The organism is Pseudomonas fluorescens (assembly GCF_004683905.1).
Taxonomy (GTDB): Bacteria; Pseudomonadota; Gammaproteobacteria; order Pseudomonadales; family Pseudomonadaceae; genus Aquipseudomonas; species Aquipseudomonas putida_A.
On sequence record NZ_CP038438.1, the window covers coordinates 3,035,511 to 3,060,569 of the forward strand.

Consider the following 25,059-nt stretch of genomic DNA (forward strand, 5'->3'; position numbering starts at 1 on the left):
ATGACTTACGAAACGATTCTGCTGGAAAACCACGGCCGCGTCGGCCTGATCACCCTCAACCGCCCACAGGCGCTGAACGCCCTGAACGCGCAACTGGTCAGCGAAGTGAACCATGCCCTCGATGGTCTGGAAGCGGATGCGAACATCGGTTGCATCGTCATCACCGGTTCGAAGAAAGCCTTCGCCGCCGGCGCCGACATCAAGGAAATGGCCGAACTGACCTATCCGCAGATCTACATGGATGATCTGTTCAGCGACAGCGACCGTGTGGCCAACCGCCGTAAGCCGATCATTGCTGCGGTCAACGGCTTTGCCCTCGGTGGCGGCTGCGAACTGGCGCTGATGTGCGACTTCATCCTGGCCGGTGACAACGCCAAATTCGGTCAGCCGGAAATCAACCTCGGCGTGCTCCCGGGCATGGGCGGCACCCAGCGCCTGACCCGCGCGGTGGGTAAGGCCAAGGCCATGGAAATGTGCCTCAGCGGGCGGATGATCGATGCGGTGGAAGCCGAACGCTGCGGCATCGTTGCGCGGATCGTGCCGAGTGATGAACTGCTCGACGAGGCGTTGAAAGTCGCTGCGGTGATCGCCAGCAAGTCGTTGCCGATTGCGATGATGATCAAGGAAAGCGTCAACCGCGCCTTTGAGGTCAACCTGACTGAAGGTGTGCGCTTCGAGCGCCGGGTGTTCCATGCGGCGTTTGCCACCCAGGATCAGAAGGAAGGCATGGCGGCGTTTGTGGCCAAGCGTGCGCCGGAGTTTCAGGGTAAATAATGCGCTGACCTGACTGACGCCTTCGCGAGCAAGCCCGCTCCCACATGGGATTTGTGTACGACGCAGATCCAATGTGGGAGCGGGCTTGCTCGCGAAGCTTTTGGCGTTACAACTGGTAGTTCTTCAGCTCCCGCGCAATTACCATCCGCTGAATCTCGCTCGACCCCTCGTAGATCTGGGTAATCCGCGCATCGCGGTAGTACTTCTCGACCGGATAGTCCTCCAGATACCCATACCCGCCATGAATCTGAATCGCCGAGGAGCAGACCTTCTCGGCCATTTCCGAGGCGAACAGTTTGGCCTGCGACGCCTCCGACAGGCACGGTTTGCCCGCCGTGCGCAGGCGCGCCGCGTGCAGGATCATCAAGCGCGCCGCGTTGATTTGCATGTGCATGTCGGCCAGCAGGTTGGCGATGCTCTGGTGTTCGTTGATCGGCTTGCCGAACTGGATGCGATCGCGGGAGTAAACCAGCGCCGCTTCAAACGCCGCCCGGGCGATACCCAAAGCCTGCGCGGCGATGCCGATGCGGCCGCCTTCGAGGTTGGACAAGGCAATCGCCAGACCCTTGCCGCGCTCGCCGAGCAGATTGGCCTCGGGAATGCTGCAGTTGTTCAGGGTCACCGCGCAGGTGTCGGAGGCGCGGATGCCCATCTTGTGTTCGGTGCGATCGACGATGAAACCCGCAGTATCGGTGGGCACCAGGAACGCAGAAATGCCTTTCTTGCCCAGATCCGGATCGGTCACCGCAAACACGATTGCCAGTTTCGCCCGTTTGCCATTGCTGACGAATTGCTTGGCGCCGTTGATCACCCACTGGCCGTCGCGCAGTTCGGCGCGGGTGCGCAGGTTGTGCGCTTCGGAGCCGGCCTGCGGTTCGGTGAGGCAGAAGCAGCCAATCGTCTGGCCACTGGCGAGATCCGCCAGCCAGGTCTGTTTCTGCGCTTCGCTGCCGTAGTTGAGCACCGGGCCGCAGCCCACCGAGTTGTGAATGCTCATGAACGCGCCGGTCGCGCCATCGCCGGCAGAGATTTCTTCCACCGCCAGCGCATAGGCCACGTAATCGACGTAAGTGCCGCCCCATTCCTCGGGCACCACCATGCCGAGCAAACCGAGTTCGCCCATCTTCGCAACCAGCGCGTCGTCGATCCAGCCGGCCTTTTCCCAGGCTTGCGCATGCGGCGCGATTTCGCCACGGGCGAAGTCCCGGGCCATGTCGCGGATCATCACTTGTTCTTCAGTCAGTTCGAGATCGTGCATGGCTCAGCTCCCGCTCTCAGTAAAACCGTGAAAGAAACTCGCGACATGCCCGGCGTCCAGCGCAGCAAGGGTCGGCGGGTTCCAGCGTGGTGTCTTGTCTTTGTCGATCAGCAGGGCGCGCACGCCCTCGATCAGGTCGCCGCGTGCGAACCACTGGCGATCCAGATGCAGTTCGAGGGCGAAACAGTGTTCCAGGCTCAGGTGCCGACCGCGCCGGAGCATCTCCAGGGTCACGGCCATCGCCAGTGGCGAGCGGGTCTCCAGCAGGTCAGCGGTGCTCGTCGCCCACTCATGGCTGTCGGCGACGGTGACTGCGCGCAGTTGCTCGACAATGCTCGGCACGTCCGGCAGGGCGAAGAAGTGGTCGATGGCCGGGCGCAGTTTCTCCAGCGGTGCATCGGCCAGGGTTTGCACGCCGTTTTTGGCGAGCAGGCCCTGCAGATCCTTGAGCGGCGTGTCGCGCCATTCCAGGTGATCGAGTTGTTCGTCGAGGCTCGACAGTTTGCTGCTGTCGACAAACCAGTCCGCCAACCCGCAGTACAACGCATCGGCCGCGCGAATCTGCACGCCGCTGACGCCCAGATAGATCCCCAGTTCACCGGGAATCCGTGAGAGGAAATAGCTGCCGCCGACATCGGGGAAATACCCGATCGCCACTTCCGGCATCGCCAGCCGGCTCTTTTCGGTGACCACTCGCAGATCCGCGCCTTGGACCAGGCCCATGCCGCCGCCGAGGACGAAACCGTCCATCAAGGCCAGCACCGGTTTGCGGTAATGATGAAGCGTCAGGTCGAGGGCGTATTCCTCGACGAAGAAATCTTCGTGCAGCGTGTCGCCGCTTTTGAAGCTGTCGTACAGCGAACGGATATCGCCACCGGCGCAGAACGCCTTCTCACCGGCACCGCGCAGCACCACGGCGTGCACGCTGGCGTCAGTCGCCCAGGCATCGAGTTGCTGCTGCAACTGACGAACCATGTCGAGGGTGATGGCGTTGAGACCGGCGGGGCGGTTGAGGGTCAGGTGACCGATGTGATTGCGAACCTCGGCCAGCACTTCGTCTGGCGTGGCATCCATGGACGGCGTCCGCGGGGATGAAGCCTGAGCAGTCATCACTAACTCCCTGCTTTTATTGTCTTTATTCGAGAAGCTCGCGCGCGAGCGTTGACGGATCGTAACAGTGCAAATTTGCCGTGTACAACCGGGATATGTGCAGGGGGAGTTTGCGTTTTTGCAGCAGGTTGAGGATTGCCTTTGTGGCGAGGGAGCTTGCTCCCGCCGGGTTGCGAAGCGGCCCGACACCACGGGTTTACGACTGCTGCGCAGCCGAGCGGGAGCAAGCTCCCTCGCCACAATGATGCGGTGGTTATCGGGTGAAGACTTCGCCGATGCTGCGGCGTTTGGCGTGCAGCTCGCTGGCATGAATCAATTGTTCGAGGTCTTCAGGGGTGACGTCGATAAACGCTTCCATGTCGGCCAGTGCCAGTTTCAAATCCTCAGCGGTAATGGCCTGGCTATCCACCGGCACCAGTGCCGGCGCTGGCTCGGCCGGGCGTTTCGGATAGCGGATGCGCGTCAGGTTGTTGTAGGCCAGCGCGCTGAGCAGCATGCACGCGGCGGCGAGCATCACCGGTTCCATGGCTTTCCAGTCCATGGCGATGGTGGCCGGATCGGCCAGTACCAGCGTCAGCGCCAGTGCGCCGGCCGGCGGATGCAGGCAACGCAGCCAGCACATCAGGATCAGCGCCATGCCCGCCGCCAGGCAGGCGCTTCCCAAGGTGCGACCGAGGACGTGGGCCACCAACAGCGCGACCACGCTGGCGCACAGGTAGCCGCCGATGATCGACCAGGGTTGCGCGAGTGCGCCGGAAGACACGGCAAACAGCAACACGGCCGAGGCGCCCAACGGCCCGATCAGGTGGTACGCGACCTCGATGCCGAACACCTGACTGCACGCCCAGACGCTGAACAAGGTGCCCAGCGCCATGCCGATCGCGGCGCGGCTCCATTCGGTGGGGCGGGTGTTGATGGCGGCGGGCAACCAGCGAGCGAGCATGTGAATCGGGTCCTTGCAGTAAATTCGGGGCAAAAAAAAGGACTTGTCCGTTTCGGAAAGTCCTCGAAGCGTTCCAACTATTGGGGGAGGAACGCGCACAGTGTGCCGTGCAAAGTCGATGCTGACAAATTCATATAAATGCTGCTTCAGTGCATTATTTTTGAATTATCGCCACGCGGCGTCCGCTGACAAAACACAAATACCCACCCAGCCCCGCCAGAGCGCTCAGGGCGTAGAACATGCTCGGCGCCGGCGTGTGCATCAGCAGGAACCCGCACATCACCGGACTCAGCGCACCGCCCAGTGCCGCGAGGTTCTGCGCACCGTAGTAACTGCCGCGCAGCTCTTCGGGAGCGAGGGTGTCGACGAAGAGGAAATCCGCCGGATAGATGATCATCTCGCCGAGGGTGAAGATGAACATCGCCACGCACCAGCCGACCAGACTGTCGGCCATGCTGAAACCGATCAGGCCGACGATGAACAACGCGGTGCCGCCGGCAATCCAGAACCGCAGGTGCTCGCGCTTGAGAAAGCGCCCGATCTGGTATTGCAGCAGGATCACCGTGATCGCGTTGCAGGCGAGCAGGGCGGCCATGGTGTCGAGGGTCTGCTCCTGCGTGTGGGTCACCAGCAGATACTGCGACAGGTACAGGGTGAAGCGCCCGTGAACCAGGGTGCTGAGCAAGCAACCGAGGGTAAACAGGATCATCGTGCGGTCGTTTTTCAGGATGATCAGCGTCTTCAGGAAGCTCTGCGGCTGGCTCGCCTGCGACAGCGGGCTGACCTCGCGAGAGACGCCCAGCAGCAGGAAAACGCTGCCAGCGGCAATTAGCCCCGCGACGATAAACGGCGCTGAAGGCTGAACCCCAGCAATTACCACGCCGATCATCGGGCCGACGGCGTAGCCAATATTGGTCAGCGTGTAGTTCAGCGAAAACGCCTTGACCCGCTGGCCCACCGGCAGGTTTTCACTGAGCATCGCTTTGGAGCAGATCAGGAACAGCGCAGAGGCGGTTTCACTGATGATCAACACCAGCGTGACCAGGTACAGATTCTGCGCGAAGGTCAGCAGCATCAGGCCGACACCGCTGGAGAGCATGGTCAGGATCAACAGCTGACGCTTGTCGAGGCGATCGATGATGTAGCCGCCGTACAGTGACAACAGCGTGGCACTGAACACGGCGATGCCCAACAGCAGACCGACATCCTGTGGGTTGAGGCCCAGTTTGTTGCTGAGAAACAAGGTCAGCAGCGGACTGATCAGGGCACGGCTGATGACGATGCTCAGCGAGGTGATCATCAGTCGGCGGATGAGGCGGGAGTAGGTGGCCACGAGGAGATCAATGTCCTTATTTCAGAATGCGCGGGTGAGCCTTGCCATCCTCACCGGGTCGCGCTCGGCGGTCAACCTGACACACCGCAAATCCGTGTGGGAGCGGGCTTGCTCGCGAAGGGGCCGGCACATCCAGCATCGTTATCAGCGGGCACACCGCCTTCGCGAGCAAGCCCGCTCCCACAGAGGGGATTGGCGGTGTTATCAATAGAGGGGCAGGAGCATGGCGCAGCGTCGCTCGGCGGCAAAGCCATGCTCGATTTCTTTCTGCAGAGCATCGAGCAAATGCGCTTCGTGCTCACCGGGTGCGACTTCCACAAACCCCATCCGCTGATAAAACGGCGCATTCCACGGCACGTCGCGAAACGTGGTCAGGGTCACGGCGTGCATCTGCTCACGGCGGGCATGTTCAATCGCGGCCAGCAGCAGTTGACGGCCCACGCCTTGTCCCTGAAACGCGAGGCTGACCGACAGTTCTTCAATGTGCAGCAAGTTGTCGAAATCCAGCGCGCGGATAAACCCTGCGAGTTGCGCCGAGGTGGTTTCGGCGACCCAGACGTGTGCATTGTCGATGGCATGGCGGTGTTGCGCGGCGCTGGCCACGTCGGTGTCGGCAAGCCAGGCGAGGGTCGGATCTGTGCGAAACAGCTCGGCGGCCGAGCGTTCGATGGCGGGGAGGGCGGCGGCATCATTCTGCCGCGCCCGGCGTACAACAAAACTCATGGTAAAAATCCCTGTAGGAGCTGCCGCAGGCTGCGATCTTTTTCCTGAAAGCGCAAAAGATCGCAGCCTCAATCAGTTCCTACAAGGGCTTCAGATACAACAGCACGTAATCGTTCTTGTCGAAACGCCCCGTCAGCACGGGTTGCAGGCTGGCCAGCGAGGTGCCTTGCAGCGATTGCAGGTCCTTGCTGTCCATCATCAGCCAGGCCGGGGCTTTGAGGGCTTCGAGTTGCTGGACTGTTTCGGTGAACTGCGGTTGCAGATCCTGCTCGACGTTGACCATGAACTTGATCGCCTTGGCGTCTTTGCCCATGCCGTGCAGCACCAGCGGGGCCGGGTTCTGCTGCACCTGCGCGAAGGCAGCACGACTGAAGGCCTGCGTGTCGTACAGACGTCGCTCTACCGGTTCGAACACCGCGGCATACACCGTCCACAACGCCAATACCGAGCACAGCGCCAACACTTCGGCCCGCCAGCGCGGGACCATCAGGCGCGACAACGCGAGCAATTGCAGAACGCCGAGCACGACCAGCACCAGGGTGATGCCGTCCAGCTGCTCGGGAAAACGGCGCTTGGCAACCAGCAGGGCCACCATCAACAGCCCCGGTGTCACCAGCCAAATGCCTTGAATTACCCCACGCAATACGCGGAACACTCGTCCGTGCAGCACCTGAAACGGGTACGCCGCGATGATCGCCGCCATCGGCAACATCGGCAGCAGGTAACGCGCCTTCTTCGCCTGTGGAATCGACAGACCGACCATGACGATCAGCCCGGCAGCCGCGCAATATTGCACCAGACGCAACGCCGGGCCGCGCTGATGCGGTTTGCTCAGCCAGGTCGCGGCCAACGCCAGGATCGCCAGCGGATACGCCAGTGCGTAATTGCCCATCGAGCTGGTGAAGTAATACAGCGAACCGCTGACGCCTTCGCTGCCGTCCATGCGCCCCATGAACTGCATGCGGATCACGTCCTGCAGGAAGGCTTCGCCACCGCTGAGTTTCGCCAGCCACAACAGCAGGCTGACACACGCTGCGAGTAACACAGAAGCGATCACGCCGAACACGAAGAGGCGTTTCCACTCACGGTTGAGCAGGTAGTAACTGCAGAGCATGCCGGTCGGTACCACCAGGCCGATAGGCCCGCGAATCCCGAAGCCCAGCAACAACAGGACAAAGATCAGCGGCCAGCGCCGGCGCGAGCCGAAGTGGTCGTGCGCGTAACCCAGATAAAACACCGACAGCGCCACGGCGGCGAGCATCAGGTCTTGCGACACCGCGCGCACTTCGGTGACAAAGGTGCTGGTGAGCATCAGCAGCGCAATACTGATCAGCGCCCAGCGCTGCGAATGCACCGCCAGCAAGCGATACATCAACGTCACGATCACGCCGCCGGCAATGGCGCTCGGCAGCCATGCCGTCAGGGTGTTGATCGCGCCGAAGGGCAACGACAACAACCAGATGAACAGCGTCGAGAGCGCTGAATAGTCGGCGTAAGGTTGACCGTATGTGGTCGGGAATACCGTTGGCCCGTGTCGCAACATTTCCTGGGCAAACAGTACGAACCGTGAATCGAAGCCAATGGGAGCCTGTCCGTAAACCCCGGCGATAAACAACAGCAGTGCCAGCAGCCCTGCGATCAGGGACTGCCGGCGGATGACAGGCGACAACGTGATCAAGCGACGTCCGCAGTGTTAGGCCACTGCTGCAGCGGGATCGGCAGTTTGCGCGAATCGCCTCGGCCGATCGGGAAGTACTTGAAGCCGTTGCGTGCCAGACGCTCGGCGTCGTACAGGTTGCGGCCGTCGAAGATCACCGGGGCTTTCAGACGCTGCTCGATCAGGTCGAAATCCGGCGCCTTGAACTGCTGCCATTCGGTGCAGATGATCAGCGCATCGGAACCCGCCAGCACCGATTCCGGAGTGCCCATCAGCATCAGTTTTTCTTCGTTCGGATACAGATGCTGGGTTTCCTGCATCGCTTCCGGGTCGAACGCGCGAACGCTGGCGCCAGCGGCGAACAACGAATCGAGCAGTACACGGCTCGGCGCGTCGCGCATGTCGTCGGTGTTTGGCTTGAACGCCAGGCCCCACAGGGCGAAGGTCTTGCCGCGCAGATCACCTTTGTAGAACGCATTGATGCGGTCGAACAGCTTGTGCTTCTGCCGCTCGTTGATCGCTTCGACCGCTTGCAGCAGGTCGCTGGAGCAATGCGCCTGTTCGGCACTGTGGATCAGCGCGCGCATGTCTTTCGGGAAGCACGAACCGCCGTAACCGCAGCCTGGGTAGATGAAGTGGTAACCGATGCGCGTGTCGGCACCGATGCCCTGACGGACTGACTCGATGTCGGCGCCCAGGTGTTCGGCCAGTTCGGCGATCTGGTTGATGAAGCTGATCTTGGTCGCCAGCATGCAGTTGGCGGCGTATTTGGTCAGCTCGGCGCTGCGCAGGTCCATGAACATGATGCGGTCATGGTTGCGGTTGAACGGCGAGTACAGGTCGCGCATCACATCGCGCACTTCGTCACCTTCGCAGCCGATGACGATGCGGTCCGGACGACGGCAGTCGGACACCGCCGAACCTTCCTTGAGGAATTCCGGGTTGGAGACGATATCGAACTGCAGCTCACGACCGGCCTTGTCCAGTGCGGCTTGAATGTGTGCACGCAGGGTGTCGCCGGTGCCGACCGGCACGGTGGATTTCTCCACCAGGATCAGCGGCTGCTCACGGTGGCGCGCCACGGCGTCACCTACCGACAGCACGTATTTCAGATCGGCCGAGCCGTCTTCGCTGGACGGTGTACCGACGGCGATGAACGCAACACGACCGTGCTGTACGGCAAGTTTTTCATCGGAGGTGAAATGCAGGCGGCTGGAGTCCAGGCCTTCGCGCACCAGGCTCGACAGGCCCGGTTCGAAGATGCTGACGTGACCCTGACGCAGCAGTTCGACTTTCTTCTGATCGATGTCCATACACACGACGTCGTGACCGACTTCGGCCAACACGGCGGCCTGCACCAGGCCGACATAACCGCTACCAAATACTGTGATTTTCATGGAGCACTCCTGAATTCGGGCGCACGAGACGGACGAGTGTTAATAGTGATGACCCCGAGCATGACCAGTGCCACGCCCAGCGATTTAGTGAAACTGAACGATTCGTTGAACAGCGGCAGACTGGCCGCCAGCAGGTACACCAGCGCGTAGCTGATGCTCAATAGTGAATAAGCCCGGCCCAACGGCAGATCGCGCAATGCCGCGAGCCAGCAGAGCATCGACAGGGCGTAGGCGAAAATCGCCGCCAGCACCACGGCCATTGCCGACAGATCGACACTGCCGGCGCTCAGCGCCGTCAGCCATTGTTCCGGTTGTGGCAGGCGCGTCATGCTCCAGCGCATGCCCAGTTGGGCGCCACTGACCAGCATTACGCTGCCCAGAGCAAAACCGATTCCACGAGCCTGGTTCATGACTGTTGCCCCAGCAAAACCACGCCGCCGATCACCAGCGCCACGCCCAGCCAATGCTGGCGGTCGATGGGCTCGCGAAAGACGAAGCGGGCAATCAGGGTGATCAGCACGAAGTTGAGGCTGAGCATCGGGTAAGCGATGCCCACTTCAAGACGTTGCAACACCAGCAGCCAGACCAGTAGCCCGCTACCCAGCGAAAACAGCGCCAGCCACAACCACGGCGAACGCAGTTTGGCGGCCCACGACGACTCAACGCCGCGCCAGCTCTCCACGGCGAATTTCTGCGCGACTTGCCCCAGGCACGTCAGCAGACACGCCGTCAGTAACAGCAACCAGCTCATGACGGATCCTTGGGCAGCACCATGATCACCAGATTGCCCGATTCGTAACGGGTACCGTCCTTGGGCAACAGGTCCAGCTCTTCGAGCTCGTCCTGGCCCTTGACGCGCATCAGCACACCGACCGATCCGCTGCGGCGCGCTTCGCGTACCCATTGTTGAACGTTGTCCTTGGTGAGTCGGCGCTCGGCGCCTTCCGGGTAGGAAAGACCGTATTTGAGTTCGCCGACCGTGTTGTACAGCGCGACCTCCGGTTGTTTCATGCGCCAGGCCAGCGCTGCCGCCGCGCCCAGATCATTGCTCAGCAGGTGCGTGGTGCCGGACAGTTCGGTGACGTGGTGGCGGATGAACTGATCCGGGGTTTTGTTGGCCACCACCGATTTGGGCAACGCCGCCGGCAGGATCCCGGCCAGTAACAGACTGCCCAGCGCCGGTGCCGCCCAGCACTGCAACGGCAGGAACGCTTGCGCCAGGTTGGCGATGATCCAGCCGATCAGGGCGATGAACACCAGCACCAGGCTGTGCAGTTCGTGGTCGTACACCGGTTTGTTCAGTTGCAGGTAAACCAGTGCGATCAGCGTGACCACACCCAGCAGCAGGTTCAGCAGACCGTTGATCCCCAGTGCCCGACCTTGTTCCAGACGCAAGCGATCAGCCAGCGCATTACCCAGCAGCAGTGCCAATGGCAACAGGCACGGCAGAATGTAGGTCGGCAGCTTGCCGTTGCTCAGGCTGAAAAAGCCCAGCGGCAACCACAACCACAACAACAGAAAGACCATGTTCGGCTGGGCCCGGGTTTGCCAGGCTTGCTTGAACGCGGTCGGCAACAGGCCAACCCACGGCAGACTGAATGCCACCAGCAGCGGCAAGTAGAACCACCACGGTGCATCGTGCTGCGCATCGTCACCGGCAAAGCGCCGGATGTGTTCGTGCCAGAAGAAGAACCGCCAGTAATCCGGTTCCTGTGCGTGCACCGCCAGCGCCCACGGCAAGCTGACGATGATCGCGATGGCGATCGCCACCGGACCGAACACCAGTAGTTCACGCCAGCGTTTCTGCCAGAGCATCCACGGCAACGCGATCAGTACTGGCAGCAACCAGGCGAGAAAGCCCTTGGTCATGAAACCCATGCCGCAGGCCAGCCCCAGCAGCGCCCAGGCGCCCAGCCGTTGCCCGGTGCTTTTGCTGTCGAGCGCAAACCACAGCGCCACCAGACTCAGGTTGACCCAGAAGGTGAATTGCGGATCGAGGTTGGCGTACCCGGCCTGACCGGCGACGACGGTGAAGCTCATATAGAGCAGGGCGCAGACGAAGCTCTTGCGCGGATCGTTCCATAACCTGCGCGCGACCAGGTAGGCCAGCAGCACACTCAAAGCCGTGCTGAGTGCCGACGCGAAGCGCACGCCGAACAGGTTCTGTCCGAACAATTCCTGGCCGATGGCGATCATCCAGTAGCCGGCAATCGGTTTCTCGAAATACCGCAACCCCATGAAATGCGGCGACACCCAATTGCCACTGAGCAGCATGTCCTGGCTGATCTGTGCGTAGCGGGTTTCGTCGGGGATCCACAGGCCATGGGTGCTCAACGGCAACAGATAGGCCAGCAGACAGAGGCCGACCAACAGCGGCAGTGCCCAGCGTCTGGTCATGCGCCTTGCACTCCCAGCCAGCCTTCACGGCCTTCGAGCACACCGCGTTGCACGCGGCCCACGGGCAGGGTGTTGAAAAACTCGGGCAACAAGTCGCCCAAGGGTTTGAAGTCAATGTTGCGCTGGCGTGCATCGGCCAGCAATTGACGAAAGTCCTGAGCCATCAGAATCCCTTCTACTTCGGCATGAATGGTGTAGACGTTGAGTGCTTGCGCCTGGAACCGGTCGAGGATGAAGGCGTTGAAGTCCTTCGCCGCCACGTGCGGGCCGACGACTTCGTCGAAGGTCGGCAGGTCCACCGGAATCTGCGGAGTGCCCAGCGAACCGTCCGCCAGCAGCGGACGGAACAGGCTCTGCCCGCGGCAATCGCTGTTATAGCGAAAGCCGAAGGTCTGCTTGGCCTCGATCACGCGCTCGTCCGCACGCCAACCGGCGGCGGCCGAACACTGGATCTTTTCGCCGAGGATGTCGCTCAAGGTGTCGACGCCGCGCCGGATCTGTTCGATCAGTTGCGCGTCGCTCCAGCGCCCGGCGTTGGCCTGCCAGCCATGGTGATCCCAGGCGTGCAGGCCGACTTCGTGACCGGCGTCCCGGGCCTGACGCATCAGGTGCCCGAGATCACGGCCAATCGGTTTGCCGGGCCAGGCAGTGCCGGCCAGCAAAATGTCCCAGCCGTAGAGGCCGGCAGCGTTGGAGCGCAGCATTTTCCAGAGGAACTGCGGGCGGATCAGGCGCCACAGATGTCGACCCATGTTGTCCGGGCCGACACTGAAGAAAAACGTTGCCTTGACCTGCGCCTCGTCGAGCATCTCCAGCAACCGCGGCACACCTTCACGGGTGCCACGGTAGGTGTCGACATCGATACGAAGACCTGCCTGCATTACTTCTTGTCCGCGATTTCGAGCATGGCTTCACGCAGGAAGAAGTCCAGGGTGTTGCCGATGGTCTCGCGCATTTCCACGGTCGGCTCCCAGTTCAGCAGGCGCTTGGCGTTGGCGATGCTTGGCTTGCGGTGTTCCACGTCCTGGTAACCGGCACCGTAGAACGCCTTGCTTTCCACGTCGCGGAAACCGGCGAACGGCGGGAAGTTGTGACGCAGCGGGTGCGCTTCGAACTGACGCAGCAGCTCTTCGCCCAACTGACGGATGCTGGCTTCGTTGTCCGGGTTGCCGATGTTGATGATCTGGCCGTTGCAGACATCGTTGTCGTTGTCGATGATCCGCGCCAGGGCTTCAACGCCGTCAGCGATGTCAGTGAAGCAACGCTTCTGCTCGCCACCGTCGAACAGACGGATCGGCGTGCCTTCCACCAGGTTGAGGATCAACTGGGTGATGGCGCGGGAGCTGCCGATACGCGCCGAATCCAGACGGTCCAGACGCGGGCCCATCCAGTTGAACGGACGGAACAGGGTGAAGTTCAGGCCCTTGGCGCCGTAAGCCCAGATCACGCGGTCCAGCAGTTGCTTGGAGACCGAGTAGATCCAGCGCTGCTTGTTGATCGGGCCAACGATCAGGTTCGAGCTGTCTTCGTCGAAGTTCTTGTCCTGGCACATGCCATAGACTTCCGAAGTCGACGGGAAAATCACGCGCTTGTTGTACTTGACGCAGTAGCGAACCAGTTTCAGGTTTTCTTCGAAGTCCAGCTCGAATACGCGCAGTGGGTTGCGGGTGTATTCGATCGGGGTGGCGATGGCCACCAGCGGCAGGACCACGTCGCACTTCTTGATGTGGTACTCGATCCACTCGGAGTGAATGCTGATGTCGCCTTCGACGAAGTGGAAGTTCGGGTGGCTGCGCAGACGCTCGATGGCGTCGGAGCCGATGTCCAGACCGTAGACTTCGTAGCGGTCGTCACGCAGCAGGCGCTCGGACAGGTGGTTACCGATGAAACCGTTGACGCCCAGGATCAGTACGCGAGTACGACGTGGCGCACGACCGGATTCGGCACCGCGCAGCAGCGAGCCATCGACCAGACCCAGTTCGTTGGCCAGTTGCGGCCCGCTGAGGTACAGGCCGTTGTCGTTGCGCTGACCGGCGTTGATCACCAGCGAGTCTTGACCGCAGGCAATGCGCAGCGGATCGACGCTGATCACGCGGCCTGGCGCCTGGCCTTCGTTGCCCTTGACGACTTCAGCGCTCCAGACGATCAGTTTGTGTTCGCCCACAGCGCAGAAGGCGCCCGGGTAAGGACGGGTGACGGCGCGCACCAGGTTGAACAGTTCTTCGGCCGGTTTGGCCCAGACCAGTTTGCCGTCCGCCGGGGTGCGACGACCGAACACGGTGGCTTTCGATTCGTCCTGTGGGGTTTCAGTGATCTTGCCTTGCAGCATGTTCGGCAGGGTGTCGCGCAGCAGGTCGCTGGCGGCGGTGCGCAGTTTGGCGTGCAGGGTCAGGCCGGTGTCGCTGCGGTCGATGGCAACGCGCTGCTGGGCAACGATGGCGCCGGCATCAGCGCGCTTGACCATGCGGTGCAGGGTAACGCCGGTTTCGGTTTCGCCGTTGACCAGCACCCAGTTCGCCGGAGCGCGGCCGCGATAGCGTGGCAGCAGCGAACCGTGCAGGTTGAACGCGCCTTTTTTGGCCAGGGCCAGCAGTGGTTCGCTCAGCAGGTTGCGGTAGTAGAAGGAGAAAATGTACTCCGGGTCCAGCTTGGCGATGCGCTCGATCCACAGTGGGTGGTTGGCGTCTTCCGGGGCGTGGACCGGGATGCCTTTGTTGGCGCACAGCTGGGCAACCGACGCATAGAACGCGTTTTCTTTCGGATCGTCGGCGTGAGTGAACACTGCTGCAATGTCAAAGCCGCTGTTGAGCAGGGCTTCAATGCCGGCGCAGCCAATATCGTGGTAGGCGAAGACAACAGTTTTTGCACTCATGAGAGAACCTGATCGGAAGTGGAAGAAGTAGCGGTAGAAGAAAGACCATCGACGGTGACGGCAGGGGCCGGATCGGCCGGCTGGCTGCGCAACACCTTTTCGATGAAGAAACGTGGACGGGCGCGCACATCGCTGTACATGCGGCCGAGGTATTCACCCAGCAGCCCCATGCCGATGAACTGACCACCGGTGAACACGAACAGTACGGCGAACAGCACGAAGGTACCGTCACCGGCCCAACCGGCACCGAAGGCCAGACGCAAGACAATCAACGCAATCGCGAACAGCACGCCCAATCCGGCCATGGCGAAGCCGACGATGCTCAACAGACGCAGCGGGGTGGTGGTCATGCAGGTGACCAGATCGAACATCAGGTTGATCAGGCGCATCGGGCTGTATTTCGAGTCGCCGTGTTCACGCTCGGCGTGGGCCACGACGATTTCGGTGGTGTGACGGGCGAAGCTGTTGGCCAGGATCGGGATGAACGTGCTGCGTTCACGGCAGGCGAGCATGGCGTCGATGATGGTGCGGCGGTAGGCGCGCAGCATGCAGCCGTAGTCGCTCATGGCGACGCCGGTGGAGCGTTGCACGGCCAGGTTGATCAGCTTCGAAGGATAACGGCGCAGCGCCGAGTCCTGACGATTGCCGCGCACGGTGCCGACCACGTCGTAACCTTTTTCGGCTTCGGCCACCAGCCGGGGGATTTCCTCCGGCGGGTTCTGCAGGTCGGCATCGAGGGTGATCACCACGTCGCCCTTGCACTGTTCGAAACCGGCCATGATTGCGGCGTGCTGACCATAGTTGCGGTTGAGAATGACCGCCACGAACGGGCTGTTTTCACGCCCGGCGGCTTCTTCGAGCATGTTCGCCGATTCGTCGCGGCTGCCGTCGTCGACCAGCACGATTTCGAAATCGTGATTCAGTTGGCGGCAGGCCGCCTCGGTACGACGCAGCAGCTCGGGCAGGCTTTCCTGTTCGTTGTAGACCGGGATGACGATCGACACGCTACGGATTGGATAAGGTTTCACAGGCGTTTTTCCATGATGTGTGCGATGGCACCGACCACCCGGTCAAGGTCTTGACCGGTCATGTCGGGGAACAGCGGAATCGAGCACAGCCGCGCCGAGTTCCATTCGGTGTTGGGCAGGTACAGGTCGGGGTCACGCTGGCGATACCAGGTGTGCAGGTGGGTGGCGATGAAATGGATACCGGTGCCGATGCCCTGATCCTGCAACGCCTTCATGAAGGCTTCGCGATCCATGCCGCAACGCTCGCTGTCGATGCGCAGGATGAACAGGTGCCAGGCGTGTTGCTGGGCATAGGCGGGCAGGGCCAGCGGTTGCACCGGCAGGCCTTCGAATTTTTGCAGGTAGCTGGTGGCCAGTTCGGTGCGCCGGGCGTTGATTTCGTCCAGACGTTGCAGCTGCACCAGGGCAATCGCGGCGTTGATGTCGGCCAGGTTGTACTTGAAGCCCGGTTCCATCACTTGCGCCTGCGGCTTGCGGCCACCGGTCAGACGGTCATAGGCGTCAACGCCCAGGCCGTGGAATTTGAGCATGCGCACGCGGCTGGCGAGCGCTTCGTCGTCGGTGACGAACATCGCGCCTTCGGCACAGGTCATGTTCTTGATCGCATGGAACGAGAAGATCGCCGTGCCTTGCGAACCGACGTGGCGCCCCTTGTAGCGGGTGCCGGCGGCGTGGGCGGCGTCTTCGATGACCGGGATGCCGTGCTTGTCGGCCAGGGCGTACAGCGGATCAAGATCGAACGCAGCGCCGGCGTAGTGCACCGGAATGATTGCCTTGGTCCGCGGAGTGATGGCCGCTTCAATGCGCGCAGCGTCGGTCATCAGCGTGTCCCGGTCGACATCGACAAACACCGGTTTGGCGCCCAGCAGGGAGATCATGTTGGCGGTCGAAACCCAGGTCTGCGACGGGGTGATGACTTCGTCGCCCGGGCCGATGCCCAGGGCCAGCAGCGTGATGTGCATGCCGCCGGTGGCCGAAGACAAGGCCACCGCGTGCTTGCAACCCACGTACTGCGCAAATTGCTCTTCGAGTGCCTGGTTTTTCGGCCCCGTGGTGATCCAGCCCGAGCGCAACACCTGCTCGACAGCGGCAATTTCCTCATCGCCAATACTTGGGCGGGAGAAGGGGAGAAACGCCTGACTCATGGGCACCTCATTGCAAAAAATAAAAGGATGGACTCACGCAACTGTTGGATCCAACCACAGCGTAGACACAGAAAAGCGCTCCTGCATCAATAACTTGGCAAAAAAAGCATGACGTCGGGGATTGATTGACTTTTCACGATTTGCCCGGCAGGTTGGGGCATAGCCACTACCGAACCTATGGGAATTAAGGTTATGCCGGTTTTTGTGAAAGGAACATGAAAAACCGGTTGGCGAATCGTTTATCTGTCACTTATACAGCCGCTGTTCAGGCTTCTGCCGTCCATCGCAGTTTTTTGTCGGACAGTGCCGCTCAAGTACCTTCTTTACTTCAAGTACATTGCATTTGTTAGTTGTTGTAGTGCTGTACGTTTTTTACTCAAGGTTTAACGTTTGATTGATTTAGTTGCTGCAACCCCCGACGCTCCAAAAACCAACCCGATGAGCCTGTACCTCGCGCGTTTGGCGCCCTCCAGCCAACTGACCATGCGTTACGTGCTGCAAGATGCGGCCGATCGCCTGGGCTTTGAAGACATGAATGTCGAAGAGATTCCCTGGCATGCCTTGCAGCCGGAAGATGTTGTTGCACTGGTCGCTGCATTGCGCGCAGACAACTACGCACCGAACACTTCTTCGTTGTATGTGAATGCGGTACGCGGGGTGATGAATGAGGCCTGGCGCATGAGTCTGATCAGCCAGGAACATCTGTTGAAGATGCGCTCGGTCAAGGGCATCGCCGGCACGCGGCTGTCTCAGGGGCGCAATCTCAAGCGCACGCTGATTCACGAATTGATGGAAGTCTGCGCCGCCGACCCACGCCCGCAGGGCCTGCGTGATGCGGCAATCATCGCGTTGCTGTACGGCACCGGCATGCGCAAATCGGAATCGGTGGACCTGGACCTGAATCAGGTCGACTTCAGCGAGCGCAGCCTGTGCGTCACCGCCAAGGGCAACAAGCAGTTGATCAAGTACGCGCCGGCATGGGCTTTCAGCAAGCTCGATGCATGGCTCGAACTGCGCCGCTCGCAGCTCAAGGAAGGCGAGAGCGACGATGCCTTCCTGTTCAACCGTATTCGCCGCGGCAGCCACATCACCCGCGAGCGCATCACCAAGCACGCGATCTATTACATCGCCCGTCAGCGCGGCACGCAGGTCGGGGTGAAGATCATGCCCCACGATTTCCGTCGCTCGTTCATCACCCGGGTGATCGAGGAGCACGACCTGTCGATCGCGCAGAAACTGGCGCATCACAGCAACATCCAGACCACCGCCAACTACGATGTGCGCGATGACAACGAGCGGCGGCGGGCGGTGGATCGCTTCGATCTCTGATCAGTTCAGGCCAAACACATGCGCCGCACCGAGTACCGACAGCTGCACCGCGCTGCCGGCGGGCGGCGCGTGCATGCCGGAGCTGCGCACCAGAATCGAACGGGGCGGATCCTGCGTCGCGGATGAACTCAGTTCAACGGTCAGGGTGCAGGTGTTGCCGGCAAAATCGCGGTCGGTGACCAGCGCAGGGCAGCTTTGACCGTCAGACGCCCCTTCGGCGATCTGCAATTGCTCGGGGCGCAGCATGATCTGTGCGGTGCCGCTGAAACCGTTGCTGTTCACCGCCACCTGACCCAGATCGCAATGCGCCCAACCCGCCTCGATTCGCGCGGGCAGGACCACCGCTTCGCCGAGAAAGTGCGCGGTCTGTTCATCCTGCGGATAGCGGTAGAGATCCATCGGATGTCCGGACTGCACCAGCCGGCCGCTGCGCATCACCGCCAATTGATCGGCAAACGACAACGCTTCGCTCTGGTCGTGGGTCACCAGAATGGTGGTGACGCCGGCGTCTTCGAGCAGGCGCGCGACCATTTTGCGCATGGCACTGCGCAAACCGGTGTCGAGGGCGGAGAACGGCTCGTCGAGCAGCATCAGCCGTGGTTGCTGCGCCAGTGCACGGGCCAGCGAGACCCGCTGTTGCTGGCCTCCGGACAATTCGTGGGGCCAACGGTTGGCCATGTTGGCGTCGAGGGCGACGCTGTCCATCAACTCAAGGATGCGCTGGGTGCGGGCCGCACCGGTCAGGGCCAGGCCGAAACCGATGTTCGCCGCCACCGTCATGTGCGGGAACAACGCGCCGTCTTGCGGTACGTAGCCGATCTGCCGTTGATAGGCCGGCACTGCGTGGCTGCGGTCGACCAGCGTCTGGCCGTTGAGCGTAATGCTGCCGCTGTCGGGAAACTCGAAGCCGGCGATCATCCGCAACAGCGTGGTCTTGCCGGAACCGGAGGGGCCGACGATGACGGTGCGGCTGCCGGTCGGCACGTTGAGGCTGACGTCGTCGAGCGCCTTTTGCGCGCCGAAGGTTTTACTGAGGTTGTGCAGTTCGAGAGCGTTCATCGGCCAGCGGTACGCCTGGATTGGTGATAGAGGATGGCCGTCAGCGGCAGGGAAAGCAGGATCATCAGCAGCGCATACGGCGCTGCGGCGGCGTAATCGATTTCGCTGGTCATCGCCCAGAAACCGGTGGCGAGAGTCCGCGTACCGTTGGGCGCCAGCAGCAGGGTTGCGGTCAGTTCATTGGTGATTGCCAGGAACACCAGCGCCGCACCTGCCGCCGCGCCGGGGGCCGCCAGGCGCACAGTGATCAGCCACAATGCGCGTATCGGCGAGCGGCCAAGGCTTTGCGCGATGTTTTCCAGCTCGACCGGGGCCTGTGCGAAACCGGCGCGCAGGCTGACCAGCGCCCGCGGCAGGAACATCAGCAGGTAAGCCAGCAGCACGGTGATGGTGGTCTGGTAGATCGGCCGGGCGAAATGAATGGTCACGGTGACCAGCGCCAAAGCAACGACAATGCCGGGCAGTGAGCTGGTGATGTAGTTGCAGCCTTCCAGCAAGCGCTGCAGTTTGCCCGGCGAGCGGATCGACAGCCACGCGATGGGAATCGCCGCGACACTGGTCAGCAATGCGCCGGCCACTCCGTAAGACAAGGTCTGCAGCAGCGCCGGCAGCAACTCGTCACCTTGCCAGACCTGCACGCCACCGGCCAGCAGCCAGCGGCCCAGCGTGAGCAACGGCACACCGAGTGCCAGCAGGCAGGTCAAGGTTTGCAGCAATAAAGCCAGGGTTGTCACGCCTCGGCCCAGTTGCACGCTGCGCTGATCCCGGGCGCTGCCGGAACCGACTCGCGCGTAGCGGGCGTTGCCACGGGCGGCAGATTCGGCGGTGAGCATCGCCAGACAGCACAGCGCCAGAACGCCAGCGAGCATGTTGGCCGCCGGGCCGTTAAACGTCGATTTGAACTGATCGAAGATCGCCGTGGTGAAGGTGTCGAAACGGATCATCGCGTACAAGCCGTACTCGGCCAGCAAATGCAGACCGACCAACAACGCGCCACCGCAGATTGCCAAGCGCAATTGCGGCAACACCACCCGAAAGAACACCGCCCACGGCTTGAGTCCCAAGGATTGCGCGACGTCTTCAATCGCCGGATCGAGACGGCGCAAGGTCGCGGCAATCGGCAAATACAGAAACGGGAAATAGGCGATCACCGACACCAGCACACCGGCCGGCAGACCGTGGATCGACGGAATCAGGCTGACCCACGCATAACTGTGGACGAACGCCGGCACGGCCAGCGGTGCGACCGCCAGCACTGACCACAAGCGTCGGCCGGGCAGATTGCTGCGTTCGGTCAGCCAGGCCAGGGTGGTTCCGAGCAGGATGCACAGCGGCAGGGTGATCAGCACCAGCAGCACGGTGTTGATCAACAATTCGCCGACCCGCGGGCGAAAGATCAGAGCTTCGATGGTCGCCCAGCCGGTGTACCACGCCACGCCGATCACGAATGCGATCGGCAGCAGGGACAACAACGACACCAGCACCGCCGAGCTCACCACCCACGAACTGCCACGCCCGGCCAGCGTACGGGGCGGGTGAAGGAGGCTGGCGGGGGCCGTCGCAACGGCCGGTGCAGGCAAGGTTTCGGGCATCACTTAGAGCAATCCGGCCTGGATCATCAGCTCGACGGCTTTTTTGCTGTCGAGGGTCGACGCATCGACTTTCGGCGCGTCGAGGGTTTTCAGCGGAGTGAGCTTCGGATTGGACGGCGCGTCTTTACCCACGGCGTATTCGAAGGAGGTGCCGGTTTCGAGAACTTCCTGACCTTCCTTGCTGGTGATGTATTTGACGAACTTCTGCGCTTCATCCTGATGCTTGCTCGAGGCCAGCACGCCAGCGCCGGAGGTGCTGACGAACGCGCCCGGATCCTGATGTTTGAAGTAGTACAGCTTGGTGTTTTTGCTGTTTTCGCCGGTCTTGGACTGATCAACGAAGCTGTAATAGTGATAGATCACGCCGCTGTCGATCTGCCCGGCGTTCACCGCTTTGAGCACCGCACTGTTGCCGCGATAGATCGTGGCGTTGGTCTTCATGCCCTTGAGCCATTCCAGCGTGGCAGCTTCACCTTTCTGTTGCAGGACGGCGGCGACGATCGCCTGGAAGTCCGCGCCAGCCGGGGAGGCGGCCCAACGGCCTTTCCAGGCCGGGGTGGCGAGGTCGAGCAGGGATTTGGGCAAGTCCTTTTCAGTCAGTTTGCTTGGGTTGTAGACGAACACGGTGGAACGGGCGGCGATGCCGACCCAATTGCCGTGGGCCGGACGGTAGGCGGAATCGACTTGCTCAAGGGTAGCGGGCGCCAGAGGGGCGAACAGTTTGGCGTTGTCCACCAGCACCATCGCCGGGGAATTCTCGGTGAGGAATACGTCTGCCGGCGAGGCGGCGCCTTCCTGCACGAGCTGGTTGCCCATCTCGGTGTCATCGCCGTTGCGAATGGTCACCGGGATTCCGGTTTCTTCGGTGAAGCCGGCCACCCAGGCCTTGGTGAGCGTTTCATGCTGCGCGTTGTAGACCACCAGACCCACCGAATCGGCGGCAAAAGCCTGCCCGGTGCCGAGCAACGCAGTGGCCAGCAATGCGCGTTTGAAGAAGGATGGAAAGCGTGGATTCATTCGGGCAGCTCCTGTTTTCAGACGTTATGAGCAAACCCTCGCAGGAAACAATGCGAACGATTTGCAAGTGTCGAGTCGCGGCAATGTAGGGTGGCAAATGAGAAAAAAACGTCAAAGAAGCCGTTAATACTTGTCATTGCCATTCAAATTTACCGCGACTCTCTCCTTTTGTCTTAACGTCATTGCTCAGGAGTGGGGAATGTAAGCCACGCTCTGGTCTGCACGCCCGTGGAATACCTGTTCGCCACGGGTCGGGGTGGTGGTGATGACCTGATGATCAGCCTTCAGCGCATCCAGTGGCACGGCGTCACCGGAACGATATTGCGCGACGAAGATCGTGCGTTGCGGATCCCAATGTTCCCCGCTGGTCCTTTCCAGCCAGGCGATCAGCGTCGCGGTGTCGCCATTGTGCGGGAAGTCCTCGATCGTTTCCGGCACGTAGTAGAACGGTGCACCACCGGTTTGCAGGTACATCGGTACTTTGTTGTCGACCTCGATCATGACCATGCGCCATTGATTCAACGGTGCCTGCTGACTGGCCTGTTCGCGAACCTGCTCGCCGAAGCGGATGACACCGCCGCCGCTGTTGGTCCATGGGTAAAGCACACCCAGTACCGCAGCGAGCAGTATAGTAGTGACAGCGAAGCCGATCTTCAGCCCACGGCCTTCGCTTTTGCGGGCGGCCATGCGCCGGGTCACCCACCAGGCACCCAGCAATTGCGCGAAGGGCACCAGCGGCAACACGTAATAGCTGCGGCGACTGCCACTGGCGGTGAAGAACAGCATCAGCAGCGCGAGCCCTTGAATCAGACAGCGGGTATCCGGTTCGATGTGCTTCCAGTTGCGCGCGGCCACCCACAAGGCGATCAACCAGCACGGTGCCCAGGGCAGGGTGTAAACCGGCAGGTAGATCAAGTAGGTGTAAATCGGCCCGAACTGATCGAACGGCTGGAAAAACCGCACGACGTTTTCACGCAGCACCAGACCGAGGCCGCTTTGTTCGTAGTTGGGCGCACCGTAGAGGTGAGACAACAGGAACGGCGCCATGTAAAACGCCCCGGCGATCAATATCGCGCTGAACAGTCGCAGGTTCAGATGACGTTTCCAGCGGTGTTCGCTGAGCAGGTGTGGCAGCAGCACCAGCCCCGGCAGGATGAAACCGATCAGGCCTTTGAACAGCGAGGTCAGCGACAGCAAGCCGAAAAACACCACATAGCGCCAGAAGCGGGTGTCATCCGGGCCGCGCCAGTACCACCAGACGGCCGCCAGCACGCCGCAGACCGTGAGAATGTCGGCGGTGGCGACTCGCGCCCAGAACACGAAATAGAAGGTGGTCGCCAGCATCCAGCCGGCGATCAGCCCGGTGCCTTTGCGGAACAGTTGCTCGCCGAGCAGATACACCAGCCACACGCTGAACCACGCGGAAATCACCGATGACAGGCGCAACGACCAATGCCCCAGTCCGCCGGTGAACCACGAGGTGGCGGTGATCAGCCAGTACGACAGCAGCGGTTTGTCGTAATAAGGACTGCCCTTGAGATAGGGGTCGAAATAATCGCCGCTTTGCAGCATCTGCAAGGCGATGTTGGCCCAGCGGGTTTCCGGTCCCCACAGCTCGCGACTGCCCAGGCCGAGCAATAACAGCAGGGCAGTCGCCGCCAGCAGAAGCAGCAATTGCCTCCGTTCAGTCCTGGTCTGGGTCATGGCTGGCTCTGGCTGAAGATGAGGATTTCGATCTGCCCACGGCGGTAGTGCTTGCCGTCTATCGGCAACAGCTCCAGTTGCTGCTCGTCAGAGGTGCTGTTGACGCGCATCACCACGCCCACCGAGCCTTTTTTGCGCGCTTCGGTCATCCATTCGCCTACGCCGTCGAGGCTGACCTTGCGTGAGGCCATGGCCGGGTCATCGAGGCCGTACTTGAGCTCGCCAACGGTGTTGAACAGGTCGACTTGCGGGCGACGCAAACGCCATGACAATGCGGAAGCGGCTCCCAGGTCGTTACTCAGCAACGAGCTGGTTTCGCTCAGTTCCTGCTGATGTTCGGCAATGAACTGATCGGGCATCTTGCTGTTTACGATGGTCGCCGGCATCGCCGCTGGCAGCAATGCGACGAGCAGGCCGATGCCCAACGCCGGCATCGCCCACAGCGTCAGAGGGCGCAAGGCTTGCAGCGATCCGGCAATCAGCCAGCCGAGCAGCACGATATAGCCCAGCGACAGGCTGAACATTTCGGTGTGTTCGTAAATTTCACGGGTCGCTTGCAGATAAATCAGCGCGATCAGTGCGGCGATGGCCAGCACTACGTTGACCACACCGTTGATGCGTAAGACGCGGCCGTTCTGGTCAGCTATCCAGTTCATCACGGTGTAGCCCATCAACAGAGCCAATGGCAGCAGGCACGGCATGATGTAAGTCGGCAGTTTGCCGCTGCTCGCGCTGAAAAAAGCCAGCGGCAGCAGGAACCACAAGGCGAGGAAGGCAATTTTCGGATCACGCTTTTCGCGCCAGGTACGCAGCAGCGTCGAAGGCAACAGCAGTGCCCACGGCAAGGTGGACGCAAACAGCAGCGGCAGGTAGAACCACCATGGTCGTGCGTGCTGTGCGTCTTCACCGGCGGCGAAGCGGCGGATGTGTTCGTGCCAGAAGAAGAACCGCCAGAAATCCGGTTCACGCGCATGCACGGCCAGTGCCCATGGCACGCTGACCAGCGCGGCCACCGCCACGGCAACCAGTCCGTAACGCACCAGTTCACCGAAGCGCCGTTGCCAGATCATGTAGGGCAGGGCGATCAGCACCGGCAGCATCAGGGCGAGGAAACCTTTGGTCATCAGGCCCATGCCGCAGGCAAATCCCAACAAAGCCCAGCCGCCCAGCCGCGCGCGCGGGGTGTTGCTGTCGATGGCAAACCAGATCGCCACCAGACTCAGGTTGACCCACAAGGTGAACTGCGGATCGAGGTTGGCATAGCCGGCTTGTCCTGCGATCAGGCCGAAGCTCATATAAAGGAGAGCGCACGCGGCGCTGATTCGCGGGTTGTTCCACAGGCGCCGGGCCAGCAGGTAGGCCAGCCACACACTAACCCCGGAGCTGAGTGCCGAGGCGATGCGCACGCCAAACAGGTTTTCACCGAAAATCGCCTGGCCGATGGCGATCATCCAGTAGCCGGCAATCGGTTTTTCGAAGTAGCGAATGCCCATGAAGTGCGGCGCCACCCAGTTGCCGCTCTGCAGCATTTCCTGGCTGATCTGCCCATAACGGGTTTCATCGGGAATCCACAGGCCGTGGGTCATCAGCGGCAGCAGATAAAACACCACGAATGCCAGCACCAGCCCGGGTATCGCAAAGCGTTCGATCAGGGAGCTCTGGTGGAGGCGCGGCAAATTCAGCGCTGCATGGTGCAGCGGTTTGTTCTCAGACGTCATGAC

At 61.5% G+C, this 25,059-nt stretch carries 21 protein-coding genes; 2 read left to right on the forward strand and 19 right to left on the reverse strand.

Going from position 1 to position 25,059, the window contains the following annotated elements; translation table 11 throughout:
- Positions 1-774, forward strand: coding sequence for an enoyl-CoA hydratase (locus E4T63_RS13820; RefSeq protein ID WP_007968973.1), 774 nt, complete (start codon positions 1-3; stop codon positions 772-774).
- 106 nt (positions 775-880) lie between these two features.
- Here E4T63_RS13820 and E4T63_RS13825 read toward each other — a convergent pair whose 3' ends face one another.
- The 14 genes from E4T63_RS13825 to arnB form a co-directional block, all read right to left on the reverse strand.
- A complete protein-coding gene (locus tag E4T63_RS13825) occupies positions 881-2,032 on the reverse strand; it encodes an acyl-CoA dehydrogenase family protein (protein ID WP_003224706.1) in 1,152 nt (383 codons plus the stop codon).
- A gap of 3 nt (positions 2,033-2,035) precedes the next feature.
- Positions 2,036-3,142: an enoyl-CoA hydratase/isomerase family protein gene (locus E4T63_RS13830; RefSeq protein ID WP_135295775.1), complete on the reverse strand. Its 1,107-nt coding sequence runs from the start codon at positions 3,140-3,142 to the stop codon at positions 2,036-2,038.
- Between the two features lie 253 nt (positions 3,143-3,395).
- Positions 3,396-4,085: an HPP family protein gene (locus E4T63_RS13835; RefSeq protein ID WP_135295776.1), complete on the reverse strand. Its 690-nt coding sequence runs from the start codon at positions 4,083-4,085 to the stop codon at positions 3,396-3,398.
- A 154-nt stretch (positions 4,086-4,239) separates the two neighbouring features.
- Positions 4,240-5,418 (reverse strand): MFS transporter, encoded by a 1,179-nt coding sequence (locus E4T63_RS13840; RefSeq protein ID WP_135295777.1) that lies wholly within the window; start codon positions 5,416-5,418, stop codon positions 4,240-4,242.
- Positions 5,419-5,622: 204 nt separating this feature from the next.
- Complete coding sequence (locus E4T63_RS13850) at positions 5,623-6,141, reverse strand: GNAT family N-acetyltransferase (RefSeq protein WP_135295778.1); 519 nt, start codon at positions 6,139-6,141, stop codon at positions 5,623-5,625.
- Between the two features lie 79 nt (positions 6,142-6,220).
- Positions 6,221-7,819, reverse strand: coding sequence for an ArnT family glycosyltransferase (locus E4T63_RS13855; RefSeq protein WP_135295779.1), 1,599 nt, complete (start codon positions 7,817-7,819; stop codon positions 6,221-6,223).
- On the reverse strand, positions 7,816-9,195 hold the full coding sequence (locus tag E4T63_RS13860) for a UDP-glucose dehydrogenase family protein (RefSeq protein ID WP_135295780.1): 1,380 nt from the start codon (positions 9,193-9,195) through the stop codon (positions 7,816-7,818). Before E4T63_RS13860 ends, E4T63_RS13855 begins: the two co-directional genes overlap by 4 nt.
- Positions 9,192-9,605: a 4-amino-4-deoxy-L-arabinose-phosphoundecaprenol flippase subunit ArnF gene (arnF, locus tag E4T63_RS13865; protein WP_098963993.1), complete on the reverse strand. Its 414-nt coding sequence runs from the start codon at positions 9,603-9,605 to the stop codon at positions 9,192-9,194. The genes E4T63_RS13860 and arnF overlap by 4 nt, the downstream gene beginning before the upstream one ends.
- Positions 9,602-9,946, reverse strand: a complete 345-nt coding sequence (arnE, locus tag E4T63_RS13870; RefSeq protein WP_098963994.1) for a 4-amino-4-deoxy-L-arabinose-phosphoundecaprenol flippase subunit ArnE — start codon at positions 9,944-9,946, stop codon at positions 9,602-9,604. Before arnE ends, arnF begins: the two co-directional genes overlap by 4 nt.
- Positions 9,943-11,592: a lipid IV(A) 4-amino-4-deoxy-L-arabinosyltransferase gene (gene arnT, locus E4T63_RS13875; protein WP_098963995.1), complete on the reverse strand. Its 1,650-nt coding sequence runs from the start codon at positions 11,590-11,592 to the stop codon at positions 9,943-9,945. Before arnT (E4T63_RS13875) ends, arnE begins: the two co-directional genes overlap by 4 nt.
- Positions 11,589-12,473: a 4-deoxy-4-formamido-L-arabinose-phosphoundecaprenol deformylase gene (arnD, locus tag E4T63_RS13880; RefSeq protein WP_098963996.1), complete on the reverse strand. Its 885-nt coding sequence runs from the start codon at positions 12,471-12,473 to the stop codon at positions 11,589-11,591. The genes arnT (E4T63_RS13875) and arnD overlap by 4 nt, the downstream gene beginning before the upstream one ends.
- Positions 12,473-14,464, reverse strand: a complete 1,992-nt coding sequence (gene arnA, locus E4T63_RS13885) for a bifunctional UDP-4-amino-4-deoxy-L-arabinose formyltransferase/UDP-glucuronic acid oxidase ArnA (protein ID WP_135295781.1) — start codon at positions 14,462-14,464, stop codon at positions 12,473-12,475. The genes arnD and arnA overlap by 1 nt, the downstream gene beginning before the upstream one ends.
- Positions 14,461-15,492, reverse strand: a complete 1,032-nt coding sequence (gene arnC / locus E4T63_RS13890; protein ID WP_134786352.1) for an undecaprenyl-phosphate 4-deoxy-4-formamido-L-arabinose transferase — start codon at positions 15,490-15,492, stop codon at positions 14,461-14,463. Before arnC ends, arnA begins: the two co-directional genes overlap by 4 nt.
- On the reverse strand, positions 15,489-16,637 hold the full coding sequence (gene arnB, locus E4T63_RS13895; protein WP_027611948.1) for a UDP-4-amino-4-deoxy-L-arabinose aminotransferase: 1,149 nt from the start codon (positions 16,635-16,637) through the stop codon (positions 15,489-15,491). Before arnB ends, arnC begins: the two co-directional genes overlap by 4 nt.
- 438 nt (positions 16,638-17,075) lie before the next feature.
- Between arnB and E4T63_RS13900 the strand changes: the two genes are divergently transcribed.
- Positions 17,076-17,966, forward strand: a complete 891-nt coding sequence (locus tag E4T63_RS13900) for a site-specific integrase (RefSeq protein ID WP_027611947.1) — start codon at positions 17,076-17,078, stop codon at positions 17,964-17,966.
- On the opposite strand, the gene E4T63_RS13905 is transcribed toward E4T63_RS13900, so the two are convergent.
- The 5 genes from E4T63_RS13905 to arnT (E4T63_RS13925) all read right to left on the reverse strand — a co-directional run bounded on the left by E4T63_RS13905 (position 17,967) and on the right by arnT (E4T63_RS13925) (position 25,056).
- Complete coding sequence (locus tag E4T63_RS13905; protein WP_135295782.1) at positions 17,967-19,025, reverse strand: ABC transporter ATP-binding protein; 1,059 nt, start codon at positions 19,023-19,025, stop codon at positions 17,967-17,969. It lies immediately after the preceding gene.
- Positions 19,022-20,617, reverse strand: a complete 1,596-nt coding sequence (locus tag E4T63_RS13910; RefSeq protein ID WP_135295783.1) for an ABC transporter permease — start codon at positions 20,615-20,617, stop codon at positions 19,022-19,024. The genes E4T63_RS13905 and E4T63_RS13910 overlap by 4 nt, the downstream gene beginning before the upstream one ends.
- A 3-nt stretch (positions 20,618-20,620) precedes the next feature.
- Positions 20,621-21,634: an iron ABC transporter substrate-binding protein gene (locus E4T63_RS13915; RefSeq protein WP_135295784.1), complete on the reverse strand. Its 1,014-nt coding sequence runs from the start codon at positions 21,632-21,634 to the stop codon at positions 20,621-20,623.
- Positions 21,635-21,820: 186 nt separating this feature from the next.
- Positions 21,821-23,338 (reverse strand): ArnT family glycosyltransferase, encoded by a 1,518-nt coding sequence (locus tag E4T63_RS13920; RefSeq protein WP_135295785.1) that lies wholly within the window; start codon positions 23,336-23,338, stop codon positions 21,821-21,823.
- Positions 23,335-25,056, reverse strand: coding sequence for a lipid IV(A) 4-amino-4-deoxy-L-arabinosyltransferase (arnT, locus tag E4T63_RS13925; RefSeq protein ID WP_135295786.1), 1,722 nt, complete (start codon positions 25,054-25,056; stop codon positions 23,335-23,337). The genes E4T63_RS13920 and arnT (E4T63_RS13925) overlap by 4 nt, the downstream gene beginning before the upstream one ends.
- Positions 25,057-25,059 lie beyond the last annotated feature (3 nt).

Excerpts from the sequence above, each read along its gene's own strand:
- E4T63_RS13820 (WP_007968973.1), top strand. The coding sequence starts at position 1 with ATGACTTACGAAACGATTCTGCTGGAAAACCACGGCCGCGTCGGCCTG.
- E4T63_RS13825 (WP_003224706.1), bottom strand. The coding sequence starts at position 2,032 with ATGCACGATCTCGAACTGACTGAAGAACAAGTGATGATCCGCGACATG.
- E4T63_RS13830 (WP_135295775.1), bottom strand. The coding sequence starts at position 3,142 with ATGACTGCTCAGGCTTCATCCCCGCGGACGCCGTCCATGGATGCCACG.
- E4T63_RS13835 (WP_135295776.1), bottom strand. The coding sequence starts at position 4,085 with ATGCTCGCTCGCTGGTTGCCCGCCGCCATCAACACCCGCCCCACCGAA.
- E4T63_RS13850 (WP_135295778.1), bottom strand. The coding sequence starts at position 6,141 with ATGAGTTTTGTTGTACGCCGGGCGCGGCAGAATGATGCCGCCGCCCTC.
- E4T63_RS13860 (WP_135295780.1), bottom strand. The coding sequence starts at position 9,195 with ATGAAAATCACAGTATTTGGTAGCGGTTATGTCGGCCTGGTGCAGGCC.
- arnF (WP_098963993.1), bottom strand. The coding sequence starts at position 9,605 with ATGAACCAGGCTCGTGGAATCGGTTTTGCTCTGGGCAGCGTAATGCTG.
- arnE (WP_098963994.1), bottom strand. The coding sequence starts at position 9,946 with ATGAGCTGGTTGCTGTTACTGACGGCGTGTCTGCTGACGTGCCTGGGG.
- arnT (WP_098963995.1), bottom strand. The coding sequence starts at position 11,592 with ATGACCAGACGCTGGGCACTGCCGCTGTTGGTCGGCCTCTGTCTGCTG.
- arnD (WP_098963996.1), bottom strand. The coding sequence starts at position 12,473 with ATGCAGGCAGGTCTTCGTATCGATGTCGACACCTACCGTGGCACCCGT.
- arnA (WP_135295781.1), bottom strand. The coding sequence starts at position 14,464 with ATGAGTGCAAAAACTGTTGTCTTCGCCTACCACGATATTGGCTGCGCC.
- arnB (WP_027611948.1), bottom strand. The coding sequence starts at position 16,637 with ATGAGTCAGGCGTTTCTCCCCTTCTCCCGCCCAAGTATTGGCGATGAG.
- E4T63_RS13900 (WP_027611947.1), top strand. The coding sequence starts at position 17,076 with ATGAGCCTGTACCTCGCGCGTTTGGCGCCCTCCAGCCAACTGACCATG.
- E4T63_RS13905 (WP_135295782.1), bottom strand. The coding sequence starts at position 19,025 with ATGAACGCTCTCGAACTGCACAACCTCAGTAAAACCTTCGGCGCGCAA.
- E4T63_RS13910 (WP_135295783.1), bottom strand. The coding sequence starts at position 20,617 with ATGCCCGAAACCTTGCCTGCACCGGCCGTTGCGACGGCCCCCGCCAGC.
- E4T63_RS13915 (WP_135295784.1), bottom strand. The coding sequence starts at position 21,634 with ATGAATCCACGCTTTCCATCCTTCTTCAAACGCGCATTGCTGGCCACT.
- E4T63_RS13920 (WP_135295785.1), bottom strand. The coding sequence starts at position 23,338 with ATGACCCAGACCAGGACTGAACGGAGGCAATTGCTGCTTCTGCTGGCG.
- arnT (WP_135295786.1), bottom strand. The coding sequence starts at position 25,056 with ATGACGTCTGAGAACAAACCGCTGCACCATGCAGCGCTGAATTTGCCG.